This window comes from Clostridium sp. CTA-5 (assembly GCF_054768135.1).
In genome coordinates, this window is the sequence record NZ_BAAAAT010000012.1 from 1 (window position 1) to 17,282 (window position 17,282).

At 26.1% G+C, this 17,282-nt stretch carries 15 protein-coding genes and 1 tRNA gene; 10 read left to right on the forward strand and 6 right to left on the reverse strand.

All coding sequences use genetic code 11. The annotated features are described in order from the left end of the window. Positions 1–71: 71 nt before the first annotated feature. A tRNA-Ala gene (locus tag ACYUET_RS16495) sits at positions 72–147 on the forward strand. 29 nt (positions 148–176) lie between these two features. Here the strand turns inward: ACYUET_RS16495 and ACYUET_RS16500 are convergent. Continuing rightward, positions 177–572, reverse strand: a complete 396-nt coding sequence (locus ACYUET_RS16500) for a hypothetical protein (protein WP_460281446.1) — start codon at positions 570–572, stop codon at positions 177–179. 374 nt (positions 573–946) lie between these two features. Here ACYUET_RS16500 and ACYUET_RS16505 point away from each other — a divergent pair, with 374 nt between their 5' ends. Together ACYUET_RS16505 and ACYUET_RS16510 are read left to right on the forward strand one after the other, a co-directional pair. Continuing rightward, positions 947–1,384 (forward strand): hypothetical protein, encoded by a 438-nt coding sequence (locus ACYUET_RS16505; RefSeq protein WP_460281448.1) that lies wholly within the window; start codon positions 947–949, stop codon positions 1,382–1,384. 244 nt (positions 1,385–1,628) lie between these two features. Then, entirely contained in the window at positions 1,629–2,072 is a 444-nt protein-coding gene (locus ACYUET_RS16510; protein WP_460281450.1) for a VanZ family protein, read from the forward strand. Positions 2,073–2,291: 219 nt separating this feature from the next. Here the strand turns inward: ACYUET_RS16510 and ACYUET_RS16515 are convergent, their stop codons facing one another. Beyond that, positions 2,292–4,151: an LTA synthase family protein gene (locus tag ACYUET_RS16515; RefSeq protein ID WP_460281452.1), complete on the reverse strand. Its 1,860-nt coding sequence runs from the start codon at positions 4,149–4,151 to the stop codon at positions 2,292–2,294. 262 nt (positions 4,152–4,413) lie between these two features. Continuing rightward, positions 4,414–5,925: a glycan biosynthesis hexose transferase WsfD gene (wsfD, locus tag ACYUET_RS16520; protein WP_460281453.1), complete on the reverse strand. Its 1,512-nt coding sequence runs from the start codon at positions 5,923–5,925 to the stop codon at positions 4,414–4,416. A gap of 503 nt (positions 5,926–6,428) precedes the next feature. On the opposite strand from wsfD, the gene fusA reads away from it, so the two are divergent. The 6 genes from fusA to ACYUET_RS16550 all read left to right on the forward strand — a co-directional run bounded on the left by fusA (position 6,429) and on the right by ACYUET_RS16550 (position 13,931). After that, positions 6,429–8,510 (forward strand): elongation factor G, encoded by a 2,082-nt coding sequence (gene fusA, locus ACYUET_RS16525; protein WP_460281455.1) that lies wholly within the window; start codon positions 6,429–6,431, stop codon positions 8,508–8,510. A 429-nt stretch (positions 8,511–8,939) separates the two neighbouring features. Then, a complete protein-coding gene (locus ACYUET_RS16530) occupies positions 8,940–9,176 on the forward strand; it encodes a hypothetical protein (RefSeq protein ID WP_219780943.1) in 237 nt (78 codons plus the stop codon). A gap of 113 nt (positions 9,177–9,289) precedes the next feature. Next, entirely contained in the window at positions 9,290–10,243 is a 954-nt protein-coding gene (locus tag ACYUET_RS16535) for an ROK family protein (RefSeq protein WP_460281456.1), read from the forward strand. A gap of 361 nt (positions 10,244–10,604) precedes the next feature. Further along, complete coding sequence (locus tag ACYUET_RS16540) at positions 10,605–11,213, forward strand: histidine phosphatase family protein (RefSeq protein WP_460281457.1); 609 nt, start codon at positions 10,605–10,607, stop codon at positions 11,211–11,213. 90 nt (positions 11,214–11,303) lie between these two features. After that, positions 11,304–12,539: a competence/damage-inducible protein A gene (locus tag ACYUET_RS16545; protein ID WP_460281459.1), complete on the forward strand. Its 1,236-nt coding sequence runs from the start codon at positions 11,304–11,306 to the stop codon at positions 12,537–12,539. Between the two features lie 366 nt (positions 12,540–12,905). Then, positions 12,906–13,931, forward strand: coding sequence for a lysostaphin resistance A-like protein (locus ACYUET_RS16550; protein WP_460281461.1), 1,026 nt, complete (start codon positions 12,906–12,908; stop codon positions 13,929–13,931). 144 nt (positions 13,932–14,075) lie between these two features. Here the strand turns inward: ACYUET_RS16550 and ACYUET_RS16555 are convergent, their stop codons facing one another. After that, complete coding sequence (locus ACYUET_RS16555; protein ID WP_460281463.1) at positions 14,076–14,519, reverse strand: hypothetical protein; 444 nt, start codon at positions 14,517–14,519, stop codon at positions 14,076–14,078. Positions 14,520–14,828: 309 nt separating this feature from the next. On the opposite strand from ACYUET_RS16555, the gene ACYUET_RS16560 reads away from it, so the two are divergent. Further along, a complete protein-coding gene (locus ACYUET_RS16560; RefSeq protein WP_460281464.1) occupies positions 14,829–14,999 on the forward strand; it encodes a (2Fe-2S)-binding protein in 171 nt (56 codons plus the stop codon). Between the two features lie 93 nt (positions 15,000–15,092). Here ACYUET_RS16560 and ACYUET_RS16565 read toward each other — a convergent pair whose 3' ends face one another. Further along, entirely contained in the window at positions 15,093–15,821 is a 729-nt protein-coding gene (locus tag ACYUET_RS16565; RefSeq protein WP_460281465.1) for an NAD-dependent protein deacylase, read from the reverse strand. Positions 15,822–15,895: 74 nt separating this feature from the next. Beyond that, on the reverse strand, positions 15,896–17,002 hold the full coding sequence (locus ACYUET_RS16570) for an ROK family transcriptional regulator (RefSeq protein WP_460281467.1): 1,107 nt from the start codon (positions 17,000–17,002) through the stop codon (positions 15,896–15,898). Between the last annotated feature and the right edge of the window lie 280 nt (positions 17,003–17,282).

Genomic DNA, 17,282 nt, shown 5'->3' on the forward strand with positions numbered 1-17,282 from the left:
CTCAGTTGGTTAGAGCAACCGGCTCATAACCGGTAGGTCCGGGGTTCGAGTCCCTGAAGGTCCACCATTATGGGGGTATAGCTCAGTTGGGAGAGCACCTGCCTTGCACGCAGGGGGTCAAGAGTTCGAATCTCTTTATCTCCACCATTTAAATAAAGCTATGAATTTTCATAGCTTTATTTTTTTGCCTTTTCTAATGCTCTATTAATTGCTAGTTTCCAGTTAGAAGATATTTCAGGAATTTCTTGAATTATATCTACTTCTCCAGATTGCCTTTCTAGTACTTCTTGAATAATATCACCTCTATATTTTTGTAAGTTAGGATTAGTAATCCCATTAACTTCTTTTCCAGTCCAATCTTCATAATTAATTTCTTTTCCACTTTGATCGAAATGACGTAATGTTAAATCTACCATTTTTCCTTCATCAATACTAATGGTGGCATCATCATATCCATATGAATAATTATCACCTTTACCTATAAAAATTCCATCGTTATAAATGTTTTTTTTACATGATAGAAGTGAAGTTATTATTAGTAAATTTAAAAGTAATATAAATAACTTTTTCATATATTAAATCCTCCTAGATGTTTTTAATAATGTACTTTATATACTATTAAGTTTAATAAGTATAATTTTTAAATAGTGTTAGTATTATAGTTACTATTTTTTTATAATAACTTTTAAATAATTTTTATTTAGCTGATAGTATTAATATAGTTAGTATTTGTAATTGTCTAAAAAGTATAGCTATAACATATATAGTAGGTGAAAATAATGTACTTTTTATTCAAATATATTATAAGTATTTAAGTATATTTTATAGTTGGTTTTATATATAGGAATAAATTGTTCATAATATATATTTTAGGTATAAATTTTAAATTAATAACATATTAAATTTATATGGTTAAGTTTTATAAAGTATATAGGAGGTAATTTTTATGATAAGAACAGTAGTATGTGAAAAAGACGGTTGTAGCGGAAATGAGTTTTATATAAATAGTCAAGATGATAAATTAAAATTGAGATGTAAGGACTGTGAAAGTATATATTATTATGATGCAAATAATTATGATTTTAAAATGTTATCAAGTTGTTCATCTTGTAATAATGATGTATTTAAAGTATTTAAAGAATTAGATAATAATAATATATATGCAAAATGTACTAAATGTGGTAACCCACCAGAAAAGGTATTTGTTGATAGTGATGGAATTCAAGTAACATATGAAGCTAAATTATTACATGATATTAAGGATCTTATGCATCAAGTAGATCAAAGGGTATGTAATCTAGAAATAAAGGTTGAGGGCTTAGAAAGAGGACAAGAATTATTAGAAGAATCATTAGCATATATAAATAAGTATATGTGTGAATAATAACATTTTTAGTGGCAATAATTTGTTGGAAAATATATAATTAAAGAAGATTAGGCACAATCAAAAAATAACAAGTCTATTTGCCAGCATATTTTCAACGATGCTGAATTGTTAAATTCACATAATAGGCATGCTATAAGACAATTTATATCCTTGCCTGATTAAAAATATTTATTGCAATTTTGGGCTTGTTATTTATTTTCATGTGCTTTAATTTAAAAATATATTATATATGGAGAGACTAATGAAAAATAAACGAAAAATATTTTATTGGGGTCTACTGATATGTTGGATGGTTTTTATTTTTATGATGTCTAATCAACCAGCAGTTATATCAGATAAACAAAGTACTACAGCTATAGTAATATTATCTAAATTAGGTATAAATCTTAATGGGATGTTTGGAGAATTAGCTAATTTTATACTAAGAAAAATGGCTCATTTTTTAGAATATATGATTCTAGGAATTTTAACTTTAAATGTATTAAGTTTATATTATAAGATAAACAAAAGAATTAAAGTTATATCATTATGTATAGTATTTTTTTATGCTTGTTCTGATGAATTTCATCAACTATTTGTTCCAGGTAGAGAAGGGGCATTTAGAGATGTAATAATTGATACACTTGGAGGAAGCTTATCAATTATTATGATAAATTTAAAATGTAAAATAAAAGATAAATTTTAAATTGGAGAATTATTAAACATTTGAATATGCTTATATAACAAAAAATAATTATATAGAAAATTTATATTAATTATTTTTATTATTGTAATGGAACTTATTCACTCAGAAATTTATATAAATAATAAATAGATGACTATCTCAAATATATGAATATATTTTGAGATAGTCATCAGATTATTTTCGAGGTAGTTCTTTTATTTTATAATTTATTAAGAGTAATTAGTTACTAGAGAAGTAGTTATTTTTTATAATTTTAGATCCTATTTCATAAGCTTTTAGAATATGTTCTTTTTCTTCATCGCTTTTAACATTACCAACAATAGTATTACCTTTGATAGTTATTGCATCTCTATTTGTATTAACAAGTATTCGTCCCATAGATGTATTTCTATAGGAGTCATCATTTACACCTAAAAGGTAACAAATAGTAGGTAATATATCTGTTTGCCCACCACTTGCTTTTATATTATTAGGAGTAACTCCTTTTGAATAGATTATTAATGGAATTTTATGATCTTCATCTTTCCACCAATTATTTTCATAATCAAGATTTTCTATGTTGTCTTTATAATATTTATGTACACCCGTGTGATCTCCATAAATAACTAATACAGTATTGTCTAATAAGCCAGATTTATCAAGCTCATTATAAAACATTTCTAATTGGTTATCTGTATAAAGAACACTTTCAAAATATCCACCTAAGTTACTTTCATCAACTTCTGTAGGTAAATCTAACTGTCTATATTTTTTATCTATATTAAATGGTCCATGGCTAGATAAAGTAGGAAGCTGAAGAAAAAATGGTTCTTGCACATTTTTTAATTTTTCAAATGTTTGAGATAGAAAACTTTTATCAGATAATCCATATCCTACAACTTCATCATAATTATAATCTCTTATGCTCCAAAGTTTCTGTGCACCAAATGAATTTTTATGTAATTCCGACCAATTAAATTCACATGGTAATTCAGCATGTGATGATATAGTTGTATAACCTTCTTTTCCTAATATTCTTGGAAGAGAATTAGCATATATATTTTCTCCATAGTTTAATGCTGTTATCTTATCACCTAATGGATAAAGTGAAGTGTTAATCATAAAATCACAATCAATACTATTGCCAGCATTATTTTGTTCATATATGTTATTAAAATATAACCCTTCTTTTGTAAGTTTATTTAGAAAAGGTGTTATTTCTTTTCCATTTGTTGTTTTATTAATAACAAAGTTCTCTAAAGACTCTATTTGAAGAAATATAACATTTTTCCCTTTAAATATTCCACTATATTCATTAGGTTGAATTTCTTCTTTATTATAGGCTAGCCAATCATTAATTTCCTCTTTTTCTTCTCTGCTAGCATTTGTGAAAAATTTAAATAAACTCTTTGAACTTTCTATAATGTTATGTCCTAATGGGCCAGGTGCTTTTACCTCCATTAGTGTTGTCCATTGGTTATGTATTATACTTTCACCAAATTCACCTAAGGGTAATATATCAACACATATTATTGAAATTAATATAATTAAAATGGAGTATCTTAAAGTAAATAAAAAGTTTTTAAGATTTCTTTCTTGTGTATTTTTTATTTTCATTATAATGATACATAATACTATTATGAAAATATCTATAATAAATATTGTATCTATAGGTTTTATATTAAAAAGTGGCCCTCCCATTGGATTAAAAGTATCTTTAAAAAGTAGATTCTTTAATCCTAATAAATCTCTATTAATTCTAAAGTAGCATAAATCTAATACTAATAATACAGAGTATAAAGAATCAAAAATTATGTAAAATATAGTTTGTATATTTTTAGATAATAAGTATCCAAAAGAATAAACTAATAATATAAATGCAAGGTAAACAAATATAAATTTAAAACTTATGTTATCTATTAAAATTTTGTCAGCACTATCTATTTGAAGCATAGCTACAAATAATATGGTTTTAATTAACATTGAGAGTACGATAATAAGCCTCAGTTTACTAATTTTTGTGGGAAGTAATTTTTCTTTTAATTTAAATAGTAATTTATATATTTCTTTTAAATATAGTTTTAAGTCATTCTTTTTCATGCATTTAAATCCCTCTACTTATATTTTTATATTTATTTTATATAAAGGCTGCCTTAAAAAATTAATTAATTTGAAACAGCCTAATTTATATCAGTTGTATTCTTGTTAAAACTTATATTATATACATTGCAAATTTAAATGTGCAACAAAAGACTATATAGTTATTTAATAACTCTTATTGCAACATATATTATTAAGTTTAAATATAGTAATGTTCTAGGTTTAAATTAAACATACTATACTTTAGAACAGAAATTAAAGATTAAGAATTACTTGATGATTTTCCTATAGAAGCTATAAAATCAATTATCTTAGATAAGCAATAAGTTACTATTATTATAAGTAAAATATCAAAAATAAAATTAAATAAATATAACTGTTTTGCAGTGTCAGCTTGACCATTGCCTACAAATGGCATAGGAAATTGAACAGCTCCTATAAATATAATTGTCCAAAGTAGAAATATTTTATTTTTAAGTTCTTGATTATTTTTATTCTTAACATATTTATATATAGATAATAAAAATACAATAAGAAATATTCCAATTATAAATAATAGATTTTTTGGCATAAAATTTTCTCTAAAATATGACCAATTAGCAAATCTATTAAATTTTATTGTAGGCTCTTTGCTATATTCCATTGAAGTTTTACCTAATGATGTACTAGTATAAAATGCTTTACTAGATGTATATTCTAAACCATTAATAAATCTTATAGGATGTGTTAAATAAAATTTAGCTAATTTGGCATTCCCCATTTTACTATAAAACTCTTGTTCAGTAACTTCTGTTCTAGGAACATACTTTACATATTCGCTTTCATCTAAATAAGAATGTTTTCCAGCTTCAGTAGCCATATCTGGATTAAGACCTAAATCTATTAAATCTTGTTCTGGAGTTTTAGATCCATTTAAAACTCCAAAAAATACAGAATTATATTGAGTATCTTTACCTATACCTTTATTTACTATATTAATTTGAAGAGGATAAATAATCATAATTAAAAATAGTACTATAAGTAACTTAAAGTTACGTTTAGGTAATAGATGACGATTATCTATTAAAATTTTAGAGATTAAAATTATTAAAAATGGTAAAGCTGTGAGTAACTGCATTTTTGAACCGAGTAATAAAAATCCGGCTAATATGATAAGTACTATTTTTGATGTTAATTTATCAGTATTTTTTTTAACGTATTTATAATTTATGTAATATAAACAGGTTGTGATAAATATTAATAGTGTAGTAAGCATCATAGGTTCACCGTATAAACTATTAAACCAAAGTATATAATTACCATCAAAAAGAATAAAAAGTGTTAATAGTGCTATTAAAGTAAGTTTAAATCTATTTTTAATATTTAAATATTTTAATATCATGGTTATTGAGAATATATAAAGAACACTGTAAGCTACAGCTAAGTACTGTGTTTTAAATATATTTTGATTTAACACCTTACATATAAAATTTATTAATGCTATTAACCAAGCTAAACTAGAACTAACAATAGTTATGAGATAATTAAAATTATCGGTAATTTTATAATCCGTAATTATATAATCATAAAATCTATTAAAGTTTGGATTTGAGCTATATGAATCTAGTAATGACAATCCAGAACTATTCATTACTCTGTCAAAATCTCCTTGATCTGCAACACCTAATTGAGGCGATTTAAAAAGGACAAATGATATTATACATATAGCTATTATTATAAAACCTAATAAAAGATATGATGTATAATTATTTTTAAATTTTCTTTCAGGCTTCATTAAGAATTTCCCTCCATAAATAATATTAATTTTTTAAAGATCATATTAATTTAAATCATAGTTTAAATTTTGAAGTTACAGACTTAATTATATCATTATACTGAAATAAATTTAATATATATATTCTAATTTAAAATTTTTACTAAATAATGAGTGTTCAAAATATTTCTTATTTCACAAAAATGTGGACGAAAAACAGATAGAATCTTCTGAATATTTAGAAAATGGAAAGGAGTTTGAAAATATATATAGAATATTATAATTATATAGAAAAATGCTTCATATACTTATATTAAAAGCAAAATAATAGTTTGTTTTTGATTAGATTAAAAGAATATATCTTTTAATTTTAAACTTATAAACAGCTTATCTAAATTAATGCAGTTATTATATGAGCGAATATAAAAAAGCTTAATACTGCTAAACTATTTTAAATCAGTTTATTTGAGAAAGGCAGGTGAAAGCCAGATTATAACAGAGTTTATAATTTTGGCTAGGAGTTTATGAGAGATTATAGTATTAAAAACTTAAGAAATGTAGGCCTAATGGGACACAGTGGAACAGGAAAAACTTCTTTAGTAGAAAGCATTTTATATCATTCTAAAATAATCGATAGATTAGGAAATATTGAGGATGGAACAACAGCTTTAGACTTTGATAATGAAGAAAAGAAAAGGAAAATATCAATATCACTTTCAGTAGCACCAGTTGAAATAGACAATGTAAAAATAAATTTTGTTGATATTCCTGGATATTATGATTTTGAAGGTGAATGTATTCAAGGAATGAGAGCCGTAGATGTAGCAATGATAGTTGTTAGTGGAGTATCAGGAATAAAAGTGGGTACTGAAAAAGCTTGGGAATATTGCAATAAGATAAAATTGCCAAGAACATTTTTTATAAATAAATTAGATAGAGAAAATTCTAATTTTAGCAATGTTTTAGGTGATCTTAAAGAAAAATTTGGGATAAGTGTTGTGCCAATTCAATATCCAATAGGATCTGAAGAAGATTTTAGAGGCGTAGTTAACATTATTTCAAAAGAAGCAACAATATATGATATTAAAACTAAGCAAACAAAGATTATAGATATTCCTGAAGAATTAAATGATGAAATAGAAAAATGTAAAGATATGATTATTGAAGCTGTTGCTGAAACTGATGAAATTTTACTTGATAAGTATTTTAGTGAAGGTACGTTAAGTGATGAAGAAATATATAGGGGTTTAATAAAGGGATGTGCTAGTGGAGAAATTGCACCAGTTATGTGCGGAAGTGCCTTAAAAGTTATAGGAATAGATTCATTAATTAAAGAAATAATTGAATGCTTGCCATCTCCAGAATATGCAATTCCACAGAAAGCTTTAGATATGAATAATAATGAAGAGGTTTTTGTAAATTTAGATCAAGATAAACCTTTTTCAGCAGTTGTATTTAAGACAATTGCAGACCCATTTGTAGGAAAAATATCATTTTTTAGAGTTATAACTGGTGAAGCAAATGAAGATATGATTGTTTTAAATAGTAATAAAGATAAGAATGAAAAACTTTCTCATATATGTTTTATTAGAGGTAAGAACCAAATTCCAACTAAAAAGATTATAGCAGGAGACATAGGTGCTATATCAAAATTGCAATATACAGAGACAGGAGATACACTATGTAGTAACGACTTTAAAGTAATATATGATAAAATGAATTTCCCAGTAGCAGTATTTTCTATGGCAGTAATGCCAAAGGCTAAAGGTGACGAAGATAAAATCTCTCAAGCATTAACTAAATTAAAGGATGAAGACCCTGTTTTTGAAATAAAAAGAGATAGTGAGAATGCAGAGATAATAGTTTCTGGACTTGGAGAAACCCATATAGATATAATTGCAAGTAAAATAAAAAATAAATTTGGAGTAGATATACTTTTAAGAGAGCCTAAAATACCATATAGGGAAACAATTAAATCTTCAGCAGATGTTCAAGGTAAACATAAAAAACAATCTGGCGGACATGGACAATATGGAGATGTTGTAATTAAATTTGAGCCAAGAACAGATGGAGAAAACGATTTAGAATTTGTTGATAAAGTTGTTGGAGGTGCAGTCCCAAGAAACTTTATACCAGCTGTAGAGAAGGGGTTAAAAGAATGTATAGAACATGGAGTATTAGCTAAGTGCCCTGTTATAGGACTTAAAGCTACTTTACATGATGGATCATATCATCCAGTAGATTCTTCAGAAATGGCATTTAAAGTTGCAGCCTCTTTAGCATATAAAAAGGGACTAGAGAAGGCTAAACCTATATTATTAGAACCTATTATGAAGTTACAAGTAGAAGTACCTGATGAATATATGGGAGATGTAATTGGTGATATTAATAAAAAAAGAGGAAGAGTAATTGGAATGGAACCAAAGAATTCTAAGCAAGAGATAACAGCAGAAATTCCACTTTCTGAAATAACTAGATATGTTACTGATTTAAGATCAATTACACATGGAAGTGGAAGTTTCAAGAAAGAATTTATAAGATATGAAGAGGTTCCAGAATCTGAGGCAATTAAAGTTATAGAGGAATTAAATTCAGATGAAAAATAGTCAAAGTATAGGCTATATTTTAAAATAAGAGTAATATTGTAGTGGAAACATCTATTTAAAATACAACTAAAGAATAAATTATAAGAATTAACACATAACTATTAAAAATATAGCATTTAGGCATATGAAGAAAAATAACAAGTCCAAAATACCATGATTATTTTTCATTAGGCAAGGAAGTAGATTGGTTTCATAGCTAGCCTATTAGGCAAATCTGCTAATGCAGTATAATGGAAAATAGGCTTGGTAGATGGAGTTATCATTTTTTGATTATGCCTTAACAACAAAAAAGGTATGAATATCAGTATAATATTGGTATTTATATCTTTTTTTACATATACATATTATAGAATAAAACTGTTTATATAAGGAATAATAAATTATATGAATTGTTGCACTAAAATTTCCTATAGAGGCGGAGGGGTGTATATGTCAGACTACAGTATGGACATTAAAGGGAATCTTGAATTAAGTGATTATAGCAATATTTTTGATTATCTTAATATTGTAGACAGTGGAGATAATTTTATAATAAGAATAAATAAAGAGAATAGAAATAATATAAATGTAATAAATTCTATGCTTAAAGATAATAAATTTGAAATCATTAATGAGGGGTATGATTCGTTAGGAGATTACTCTATTAACGCATATAAACAGAAATAGTAGTAAATTTACAAATTTGATTTCCTTTACACGAAATAATATAGTATAATATATAAATGCTAGAACCGTTACCGGTCATAAAAGTTTAAGTTTATAGTGTGGAGGATAAGATTATGCAGACGTTTGTTGTAGGAGTAGACTTAGGAGGAACTAAGATTAGTACAGCTCTTTCAAAATTGAATGGAGAAGTAATTAGTCAAACTACAGTTCCAACTAATGCCAATGAAGGAGAAATTCCTGTATTAAATAGAATTATAGAATCAGTAGATAAAGTAATAAAAGATGGTGGAGCAACTTATCAAGATGTAAAAGCAATTGGTATAGGTTCACCAGGACCTCTTGATGCGGAAAAAGGAATAATAATATATACACCAAATCTTCCATTTAAGAATTTTAATTTAGTAGAACCATTAAAAAATAAGTTTGGAGTACCAGTATTTTTAGATAATGATGCCAATGTTGCTACTATTGGGGAATATATGTTTGGTGCAGGAAAAGGCGCTAAAAATGTATTATTTTTCACTGTAAGTACTGGAGTAGGTGGAGGAGCTATATTAGATGGTAAGATATATAGAGGCCATACATCTAATGCTTTAGAAATAGGACATATGACAGTAGCTCCAGATGGTCCAAGATGTAATTGTGGTAATATCGGATGTGTAGAAGCAACTTCATCAGGGACTGCAATTGGAAAAAGAGGTCAAGAAGCAGTTAGTACTAAAGTTGAAACATCATTAAGAAAATATGATCATATTACTTCATATGAAGTATTTGTAGAAGCAGCTGCAGGAGATGAAGTAGCAAAAGATATTATAGATAATGCTTTAAATTATTTAGGAATAGCTGTTGCAAATGCAGTATCTATTTTTGATCCAGAAATAATTATTATTGGTGGAGGAGTATCAAAAGCAGGAGAAGTAGTTTTTGATACAGTAAGAAAAGTAGTTAATAAGAGATGCTTTAAGTCAATGGCTGAATCTGTTAAGATTGTTCCAGCAGGATTAGGAACAGATGCTGGAGTTATAGGTGCTGTAGCATTAGCTTTACTTGAAACTGAAGGAAAATAATATAAATATATATTCCTAAAACCATTTATCATGTTGTTATTATGATAAATGGTTTTATTTTTTTATTCTTTAGAAAATTATATATTTTAAAATATGTAGATAACTTTTAGAATATTTTGTTTTAGAGGTATTATAAGTACAACCTAAAGAATAAAAAATAATCATATGCCGCATCATTATTCCTGTACTACGTTTGGAAAGGGTGCATAGCTAAAAAAAATCGACGCTCCAAAGTCGCTTAGCGATTTTTTTATAGACATTATTACTAGAAGATATAGTATAAATATTGTAGAATTATATCTAAGGCATATTAAAAATAGTAATTAAATTTTTGGATATGTCTTAGAGGGAGTGTGGAGATATGACAACAATATTTTTAACAAGACATGGTGAAACAAAATGGAATACAGAAAAAAGGCTTCAAGGAAGTAAGGATTCACCATTAACTGATAAAGGTTTAAATCAAGCAAGATGCTTAAGGGATAGAGTCAAAGATGAAAAAATTGATATTATATATTCAAGTCCAATAAAGAGAGCATTAGATACTGCAAAGATTATAGCAGAGCCTAATAACACACCAATAGTTACTTGTGATGAACTAAAAGAAATTTCATTTGGTGATTTTGAAGGAACTGCAGTAACTGAATTACCTAAAATAGGAGAATCAAATCTTTTAGAGGAATTGTTCATTGGTAATAGAGAAGTAAAAGGTATAAATGGAGAAACTATTTTAGATGTTGAAAAAAGAGTGTTTAAAGTATTAGATGATATTTTAGAAAAAGAAAAGGGAAAAACAATAATGATAGTTTCGCATGGAATGGCATTAAAGGTAATTATGAGCTACTTTATAGAATTTGAATCTGAAATTAAGGGTGTATACGGACAAGCCTCTTTGACTAAAATAGTAAAAGAAGATAATAAATATAACATACTATTTAAAAATGATAGAAGTCATACAGAGATAATATAAATATAGAGTTATGTTTTAAAACAATATCAGTATTCAATTAAAACATAAACTAATATTAAATGGCTTTACATAAAATAGGAGGGATAATTTATGAGAGTTGAAATAATAGCTGTAGGAACAGAGATTTTATTAGGGGATATTACTAATTCTAATGCTCAATATTTAGCAAAGCAGTTAGCTTTATTAGGATTGGATATGTATAATCAACAAGTTGTTGGTGACAATGAAGAAAGAATTTTAAAGGCTTTTGATGATGCTTTTAAAAGAAGTGACATAGTTATAACCACAGGAGGTCTTGGACCAACTAAAGATGATATGACCAAGGAAGTTGCTGCAAAGTATTTTAATAAAAAGTTAATTTCACATGAAGAATCTATTAAAAAAATAAAAGAATACTTTAAAACTATGGGTAAGGAAATGCCAGAAAGTAATTTAAAGCAAGGTTTATATCCAGAAAACTCAATTGTAATCGAAAATAATAATGGTACTGCACCTGGAACTATTATTGAAGAAAATAATAAAATAATGATTATTATGCCAGGACCACCAAATGAGATGAAACCTATGTTTGAAAATAGTGTTATGCCTTATTTAAAAGCTAAGAGTAATACTACTTTAGTCTCAAGAACAATAAAGATAATAGGAATTGGGGAAAGCTCAGTAGCGGAAAAGATTCAAGATCTAATAGATAAACAAACAAATCCAACGATCGCACCATATGCAAAAGAGGGAGAAGTAACATTAAGAGTAACGGCAAAGGCTGATAACGAGAATCAAGCATTGAAGTTAATTGAGCCTGTTATAAAAGAAATACAAAACAGATTAGGTGAAAATATATATACTATAGGAGAAGAGCCAATAGAAGATGTAGTTTCTAAGATGTTAATAGATAGAAAGCTAACAATATCAACTGCAGAATCATGTACAGGTGGAATGATAGCAGCTAAGTTAGTTTCTTATCCAGGAGTATCTGAGGTATTTTTAGAAGGATGTGTAACATACTCTAATGAAGCTAAGCATAGTAGACTTAATGTTAGTACAGACACTTTAGAGAAGTATGGTGCAGTAAGTTATGAAACAGCTAAAGAAATGGCAGAAGGTGTTGCTAAAACATCTAATACTGATGTTAGTATAGTTACAACCGGAATCGCAGGTCCAGGTGGTGGCACAGATGAAAAGCCAGTTGGTTTAGTATATATAGGGCTTTATATAAAAGGAAAAGTAAGTGTTGAAAAGCATATTTTTAAGGGAGATAGAAATAAGGTAAGAACTCAAGCCACAATAAGAGCATTAGATATGGTTAGAAGAGGCCTTATGTCTATTTAAAAATAAAGTTAATAGTTCAGTATAAAGTTTATTGGATAGAATCAACAGTTATTAAGTATATTAATATAAAACAATTCCTCCTGCTATGTACTTTTAATATGCACATAGCAAGAGAAATAAAATTTGGTATATAAATAAAATGGGGGGAGAGGCGATTAAATATTGAAGTTAGTTACTTCATTATAAATTCTCTCCAAACAAATACTTATTTATACATTAGATTTTAAATTTACTCATTAAAAAACATTAATAGAAATATAATTAATATTACAAAGAAAAAATAAGAATCATTTAAATTAGTTTATAGATAAAATTAATAGGTTTTAGTGGTTTTTATAATATTTATTATATTAATAAGGGGTCAATATGAAAAAAACATTTAGAGCAAATTTATATTTTTTAGTAATTTTATTAGGAGAAATAATACTACCATTTTTTTTATTTAGTATTTATTTAGCATTAGGAATAAGTGATGTAAGAATTCAGTTATTTTTACAGCATATGATTTTATTTGTTTTACCAGCAATATTATATGTTTTAATTGCTAAACCAGATATAAAACAAACATTTAAGTTAAATAAGTTACACTTAAAAGATTTCTTTTTAATTGTAGTTTTATCATTAATATGTCAACCATTAGTTACTTTATTCTCTTTAATAACTTCTTTCTTCTTTGAAAATGATATAGCAAATTTTGTATCTGAGATATCATCAACATCATTTATAGTAATGTTGCTTTTAATGGCTGTTATGCCAGCTATAACAGAAGAAATAACATTAAGGGGAATAGTTCAAGCTGGATATGATGATAAAGGTGATTTTAAGACTTGTATAGTAATAGGCTTACTTTTTGGAATATTCCATTTAAATGGTCAACAATTTTTATATGCAGCTGTATTAGGTGGAATTTTAGCTTATCTAGTTAGAATAACAAATAGTATATTTGCTTCTATGACATTTCATTTTATGGTTAATGGTACATCTGTTGTAATGCAAAAAGTTTTAACATTTGTTAATGCTAAATTTGGAATTCAAGAATCAGCAGAACAAATAGCTATTAAATCACTTTCTATTAATGAAAAACTAGTTTTATTAGGTGAATATTCTATTATAGGACTAATATCAGGAATATTAACAATATTGTTACTTAAGAAAATTAAAAAGATTAATGATCAAAGAAAAGAAGAATTTAGTAATAATATACTAAGTTACAATGGTATTTCATATAAAGAATATATATCATACGATAATAAAAATACTATAGATGAAGATGTTATAGTTAAAGACAAAGCTTATGATAGAATAATTAATTGGCCACTTGTAGCTACAATAGTTATATATCTTATATATATGAGTATTGAGATTTATGCAAGATATATATTAGTTAAATAATATATATTTATGTTATTTTTTTGAAAGTGCCTTAAAAAAGGAAAATACTAATGACAGTTTATGATTAATAACAGTATTTAATTGAATCACATATTAAAATTAAAGTCCATCAAATAAGTTTTTATTTGATGGACTTTAAAGTTTTTAACACTTAATAATCCCTGTAGTTTCATTCGAAAAACCAGAAAAACAATTTTCAAGAACCCAACCTCTTGAATTAATATTACTATCTATAGGAAGTGCAACATAATACCACACATCATTGTCATAGACTACTTTATCTAAAATACAAACTTCCATTGCTATATTTAATTTTTGCAAAGTAGGTGATAGATTTGTTGGGGATAAATAAAGTAAAGAGTCTTTAGCTACTATTCCTGAATGTTTATCAACATTAAGAAATTTAATCGAAAAATCTTTTTTAAAAGAAGTTAAGTTTTTATATTCTTTTTGTAATTTAGATAATTGATTTTTACTAATAACTAATTGATGATGTAAATTAGAAAGTTTTTGTTCATAAGAAGAAATTAAGAAAAATACGCCTCCCCCCATTAGTAAAATAAATAGTAAAAATAATATAAATTTCATTAAAAAATCTCCTATAATAGTTATCATTTAAAATATATTGATAACTTTGAATAAAAATACCATACTAATTTATTTATATAATTGTATATGCTTCAATTAATACTAGTATTGATATTTTAGTATAGAGTTCATGAATAGAAGTGAAAGTATAATTCTATAATTAAAGTATTTTGTAATAAGATATTAAAAATATTTTATATTACTTAATAATTATTATTGATTAATAAAAGATAATGTATTAAAATATATCTATAAGATAAATTACTTATTATCTTATTAGAATGAAAGATTAAAAGGAGAACGAATGAAATGGATATGAATGAAGTTGTATGTGGATGTTTAAATGTAACAGCACAAGATATTAAGAATGCTGTAGACAATGGTGCTAAAACATTAGAGGAAGTACAAGAGCAAACTAGTGCAGGTACATGTTGTGGATGTTGTACAGATAAGATTGAAGGAATAATATTATCTAAATAAATATAAAAAAACTGTAGTAAAAACATATTTATGTATTTACTACAGTTTTTTATTCGCTATGTTTTAAGTAGAATTTACATTTAAAACATTTGATTATGCCTTAAGAGCTTCACTTAGAACTTTTCCAATGGAATCATGGATAACTAAATCTGCTTTAGAATCAGCAGAAGTACTACTTTTATTTATAAGTACAAGATTTTTACCATTGAAGTAATCAATAAGTCCAGCAGCAGGATAAACAACTAATGAAGTTCCACCTATGATTAAAGTATCAGCTTGTGATATAGCTTTAATTGCACCTTGAATAGTAGATTCATCTAAACCTTCTTCATATAAAACGACATCTGGCTTCACAGTTCCACCACATTTTGTACAAGTAGGAATACCTTTAGATTCTAAAATAAATTTAGTATCGTAAAAGGCATTACATTTAATACAATAGTTTCTCTGAACAGATCCATGTAGCTCAAATACATTTTTATTTCCAGCTGCTTGATGTAATCCATCTATATTTTGAGTAACTATAGCTTTTAGTTTTCCCATTTCTTCTAATTTTGCTAATGCTAAATGCCCAGCATTAGGTTTAGCATCTTCATATATAAGCTTATCTTTATAGAAGTTAAAAAATTCTTCAGGATATCTAATAAAGAATGTATGAGATACTAACTGTTCAGGAGAAAAAGTCATATTAAGTCTTTTATTAAATAAACCATTAGCACTTCTAAAATCAGGAATACCCGATTCAGTGCTCATACCTGCACCTCCAAAGAAAACTATATTATTACTTTCCTTTAAAATTTGTGCTAATTTTTGAATGCTCATAACAACACCTCTAAAAATATATTTATAATTATATTATGACATAAAAAAATTAATTAATTAATAGTATTTATATTTTATATTGTTTTTAAAAATTTATCCACAAATATAAGAGCACTACCTATTGCAGGAGCCAATTCTCCATAATTGCTGAGTGTGATAAAATTATCAGTCAGTGGAAACGGTAGTGATGCAGCCACACGTTCATGAAGGTAGTCTATATCTTCTTGTATTAAATAAGGTGCTAGAAATCCACTAACTATAATATTGCAATCTAAAATAACATTTAAATTTCTAGTAGCTATTGCAAGATTATTTAAATATTCAGTCCATATTTTATTACAGAAGGAATCTTTTTTTCTAAGTTTTTTAAAGAAAGAATTTAAATTTTCTCCTGCTAAATTTTCGAGACTATTTGCAGAACAATATGTTTCCAGACATCCTTTTCTTCCACAATAACATAAAGGGCCATTATGATTTATACACATATGTTCTATTACACCACTATGCATGTTTAGACCATGATGAACTTCACGATTTATGATAACAGCACTACCAAAATTTCTATTTAATAAGAATACAACAGCATCTTTTAAATCTTTATGATTCCATAACTCTACATAGGCTGCAGCTTTAGAATCATGTTCTAGAATACAATTATAAGGAATATGTTTTGAAATATCATCTAAGTTTAATTTTGTATCATTTAATATCTTTCCATAAGTAATAGTTTTACCATCATTTGAAATTATACCTTGAATTGCAATACCTACTCCAAGTATTATGTTTTTATTCCATAAATTCATTTCTACAAAATTATTAATTGAATTACCAAGTTTGTAAAAGTATTGATCAGAAGATTCAAAGTCGATATAGAGTGTAATACTATTTAAAATATCTCCATACAAGTTAATAGCAACAATATGAACACATTCTTTTAAAATATCTACACCAATAGAAATACGTGCAGTACAATTAATCTGAATAGCCTGTGCTTTTCGCCCACCTGTTGATTCATAATAGCCATTTCTTTCAATAAGCTTTTCTTCTTCTAATATTTTTAAATTTTGTGTAACAGTAGTTAATCCCATATTTAATTTTTGTGCAATCATCTGTTTAGAAATTGATTTCTCAGAATAAATCAAAGAATATACATTGCTTTTATTAATTTTTTTGACTTCCATTGTTGTCATTCCGGTGGTCGTCATAATAATCACCTTTTCTTTTATATTTATTTATATTTAAATTTTTTAGTTTATATCATGAGTACAGATACTAATATATATCTTATATTATCACAAATTAAAATTAAAGATAATTAAAAAGAAAACTGTAAAATCATACAAAAAATAAATGAATCAATTGTAATTTATCACAATTGATTCGTTTACAGTAACCGTTTAATATTAACTTATGATCACCTCTTAAACATAAGTTGGAACTATAAGGTGTGATTTAAAAGAA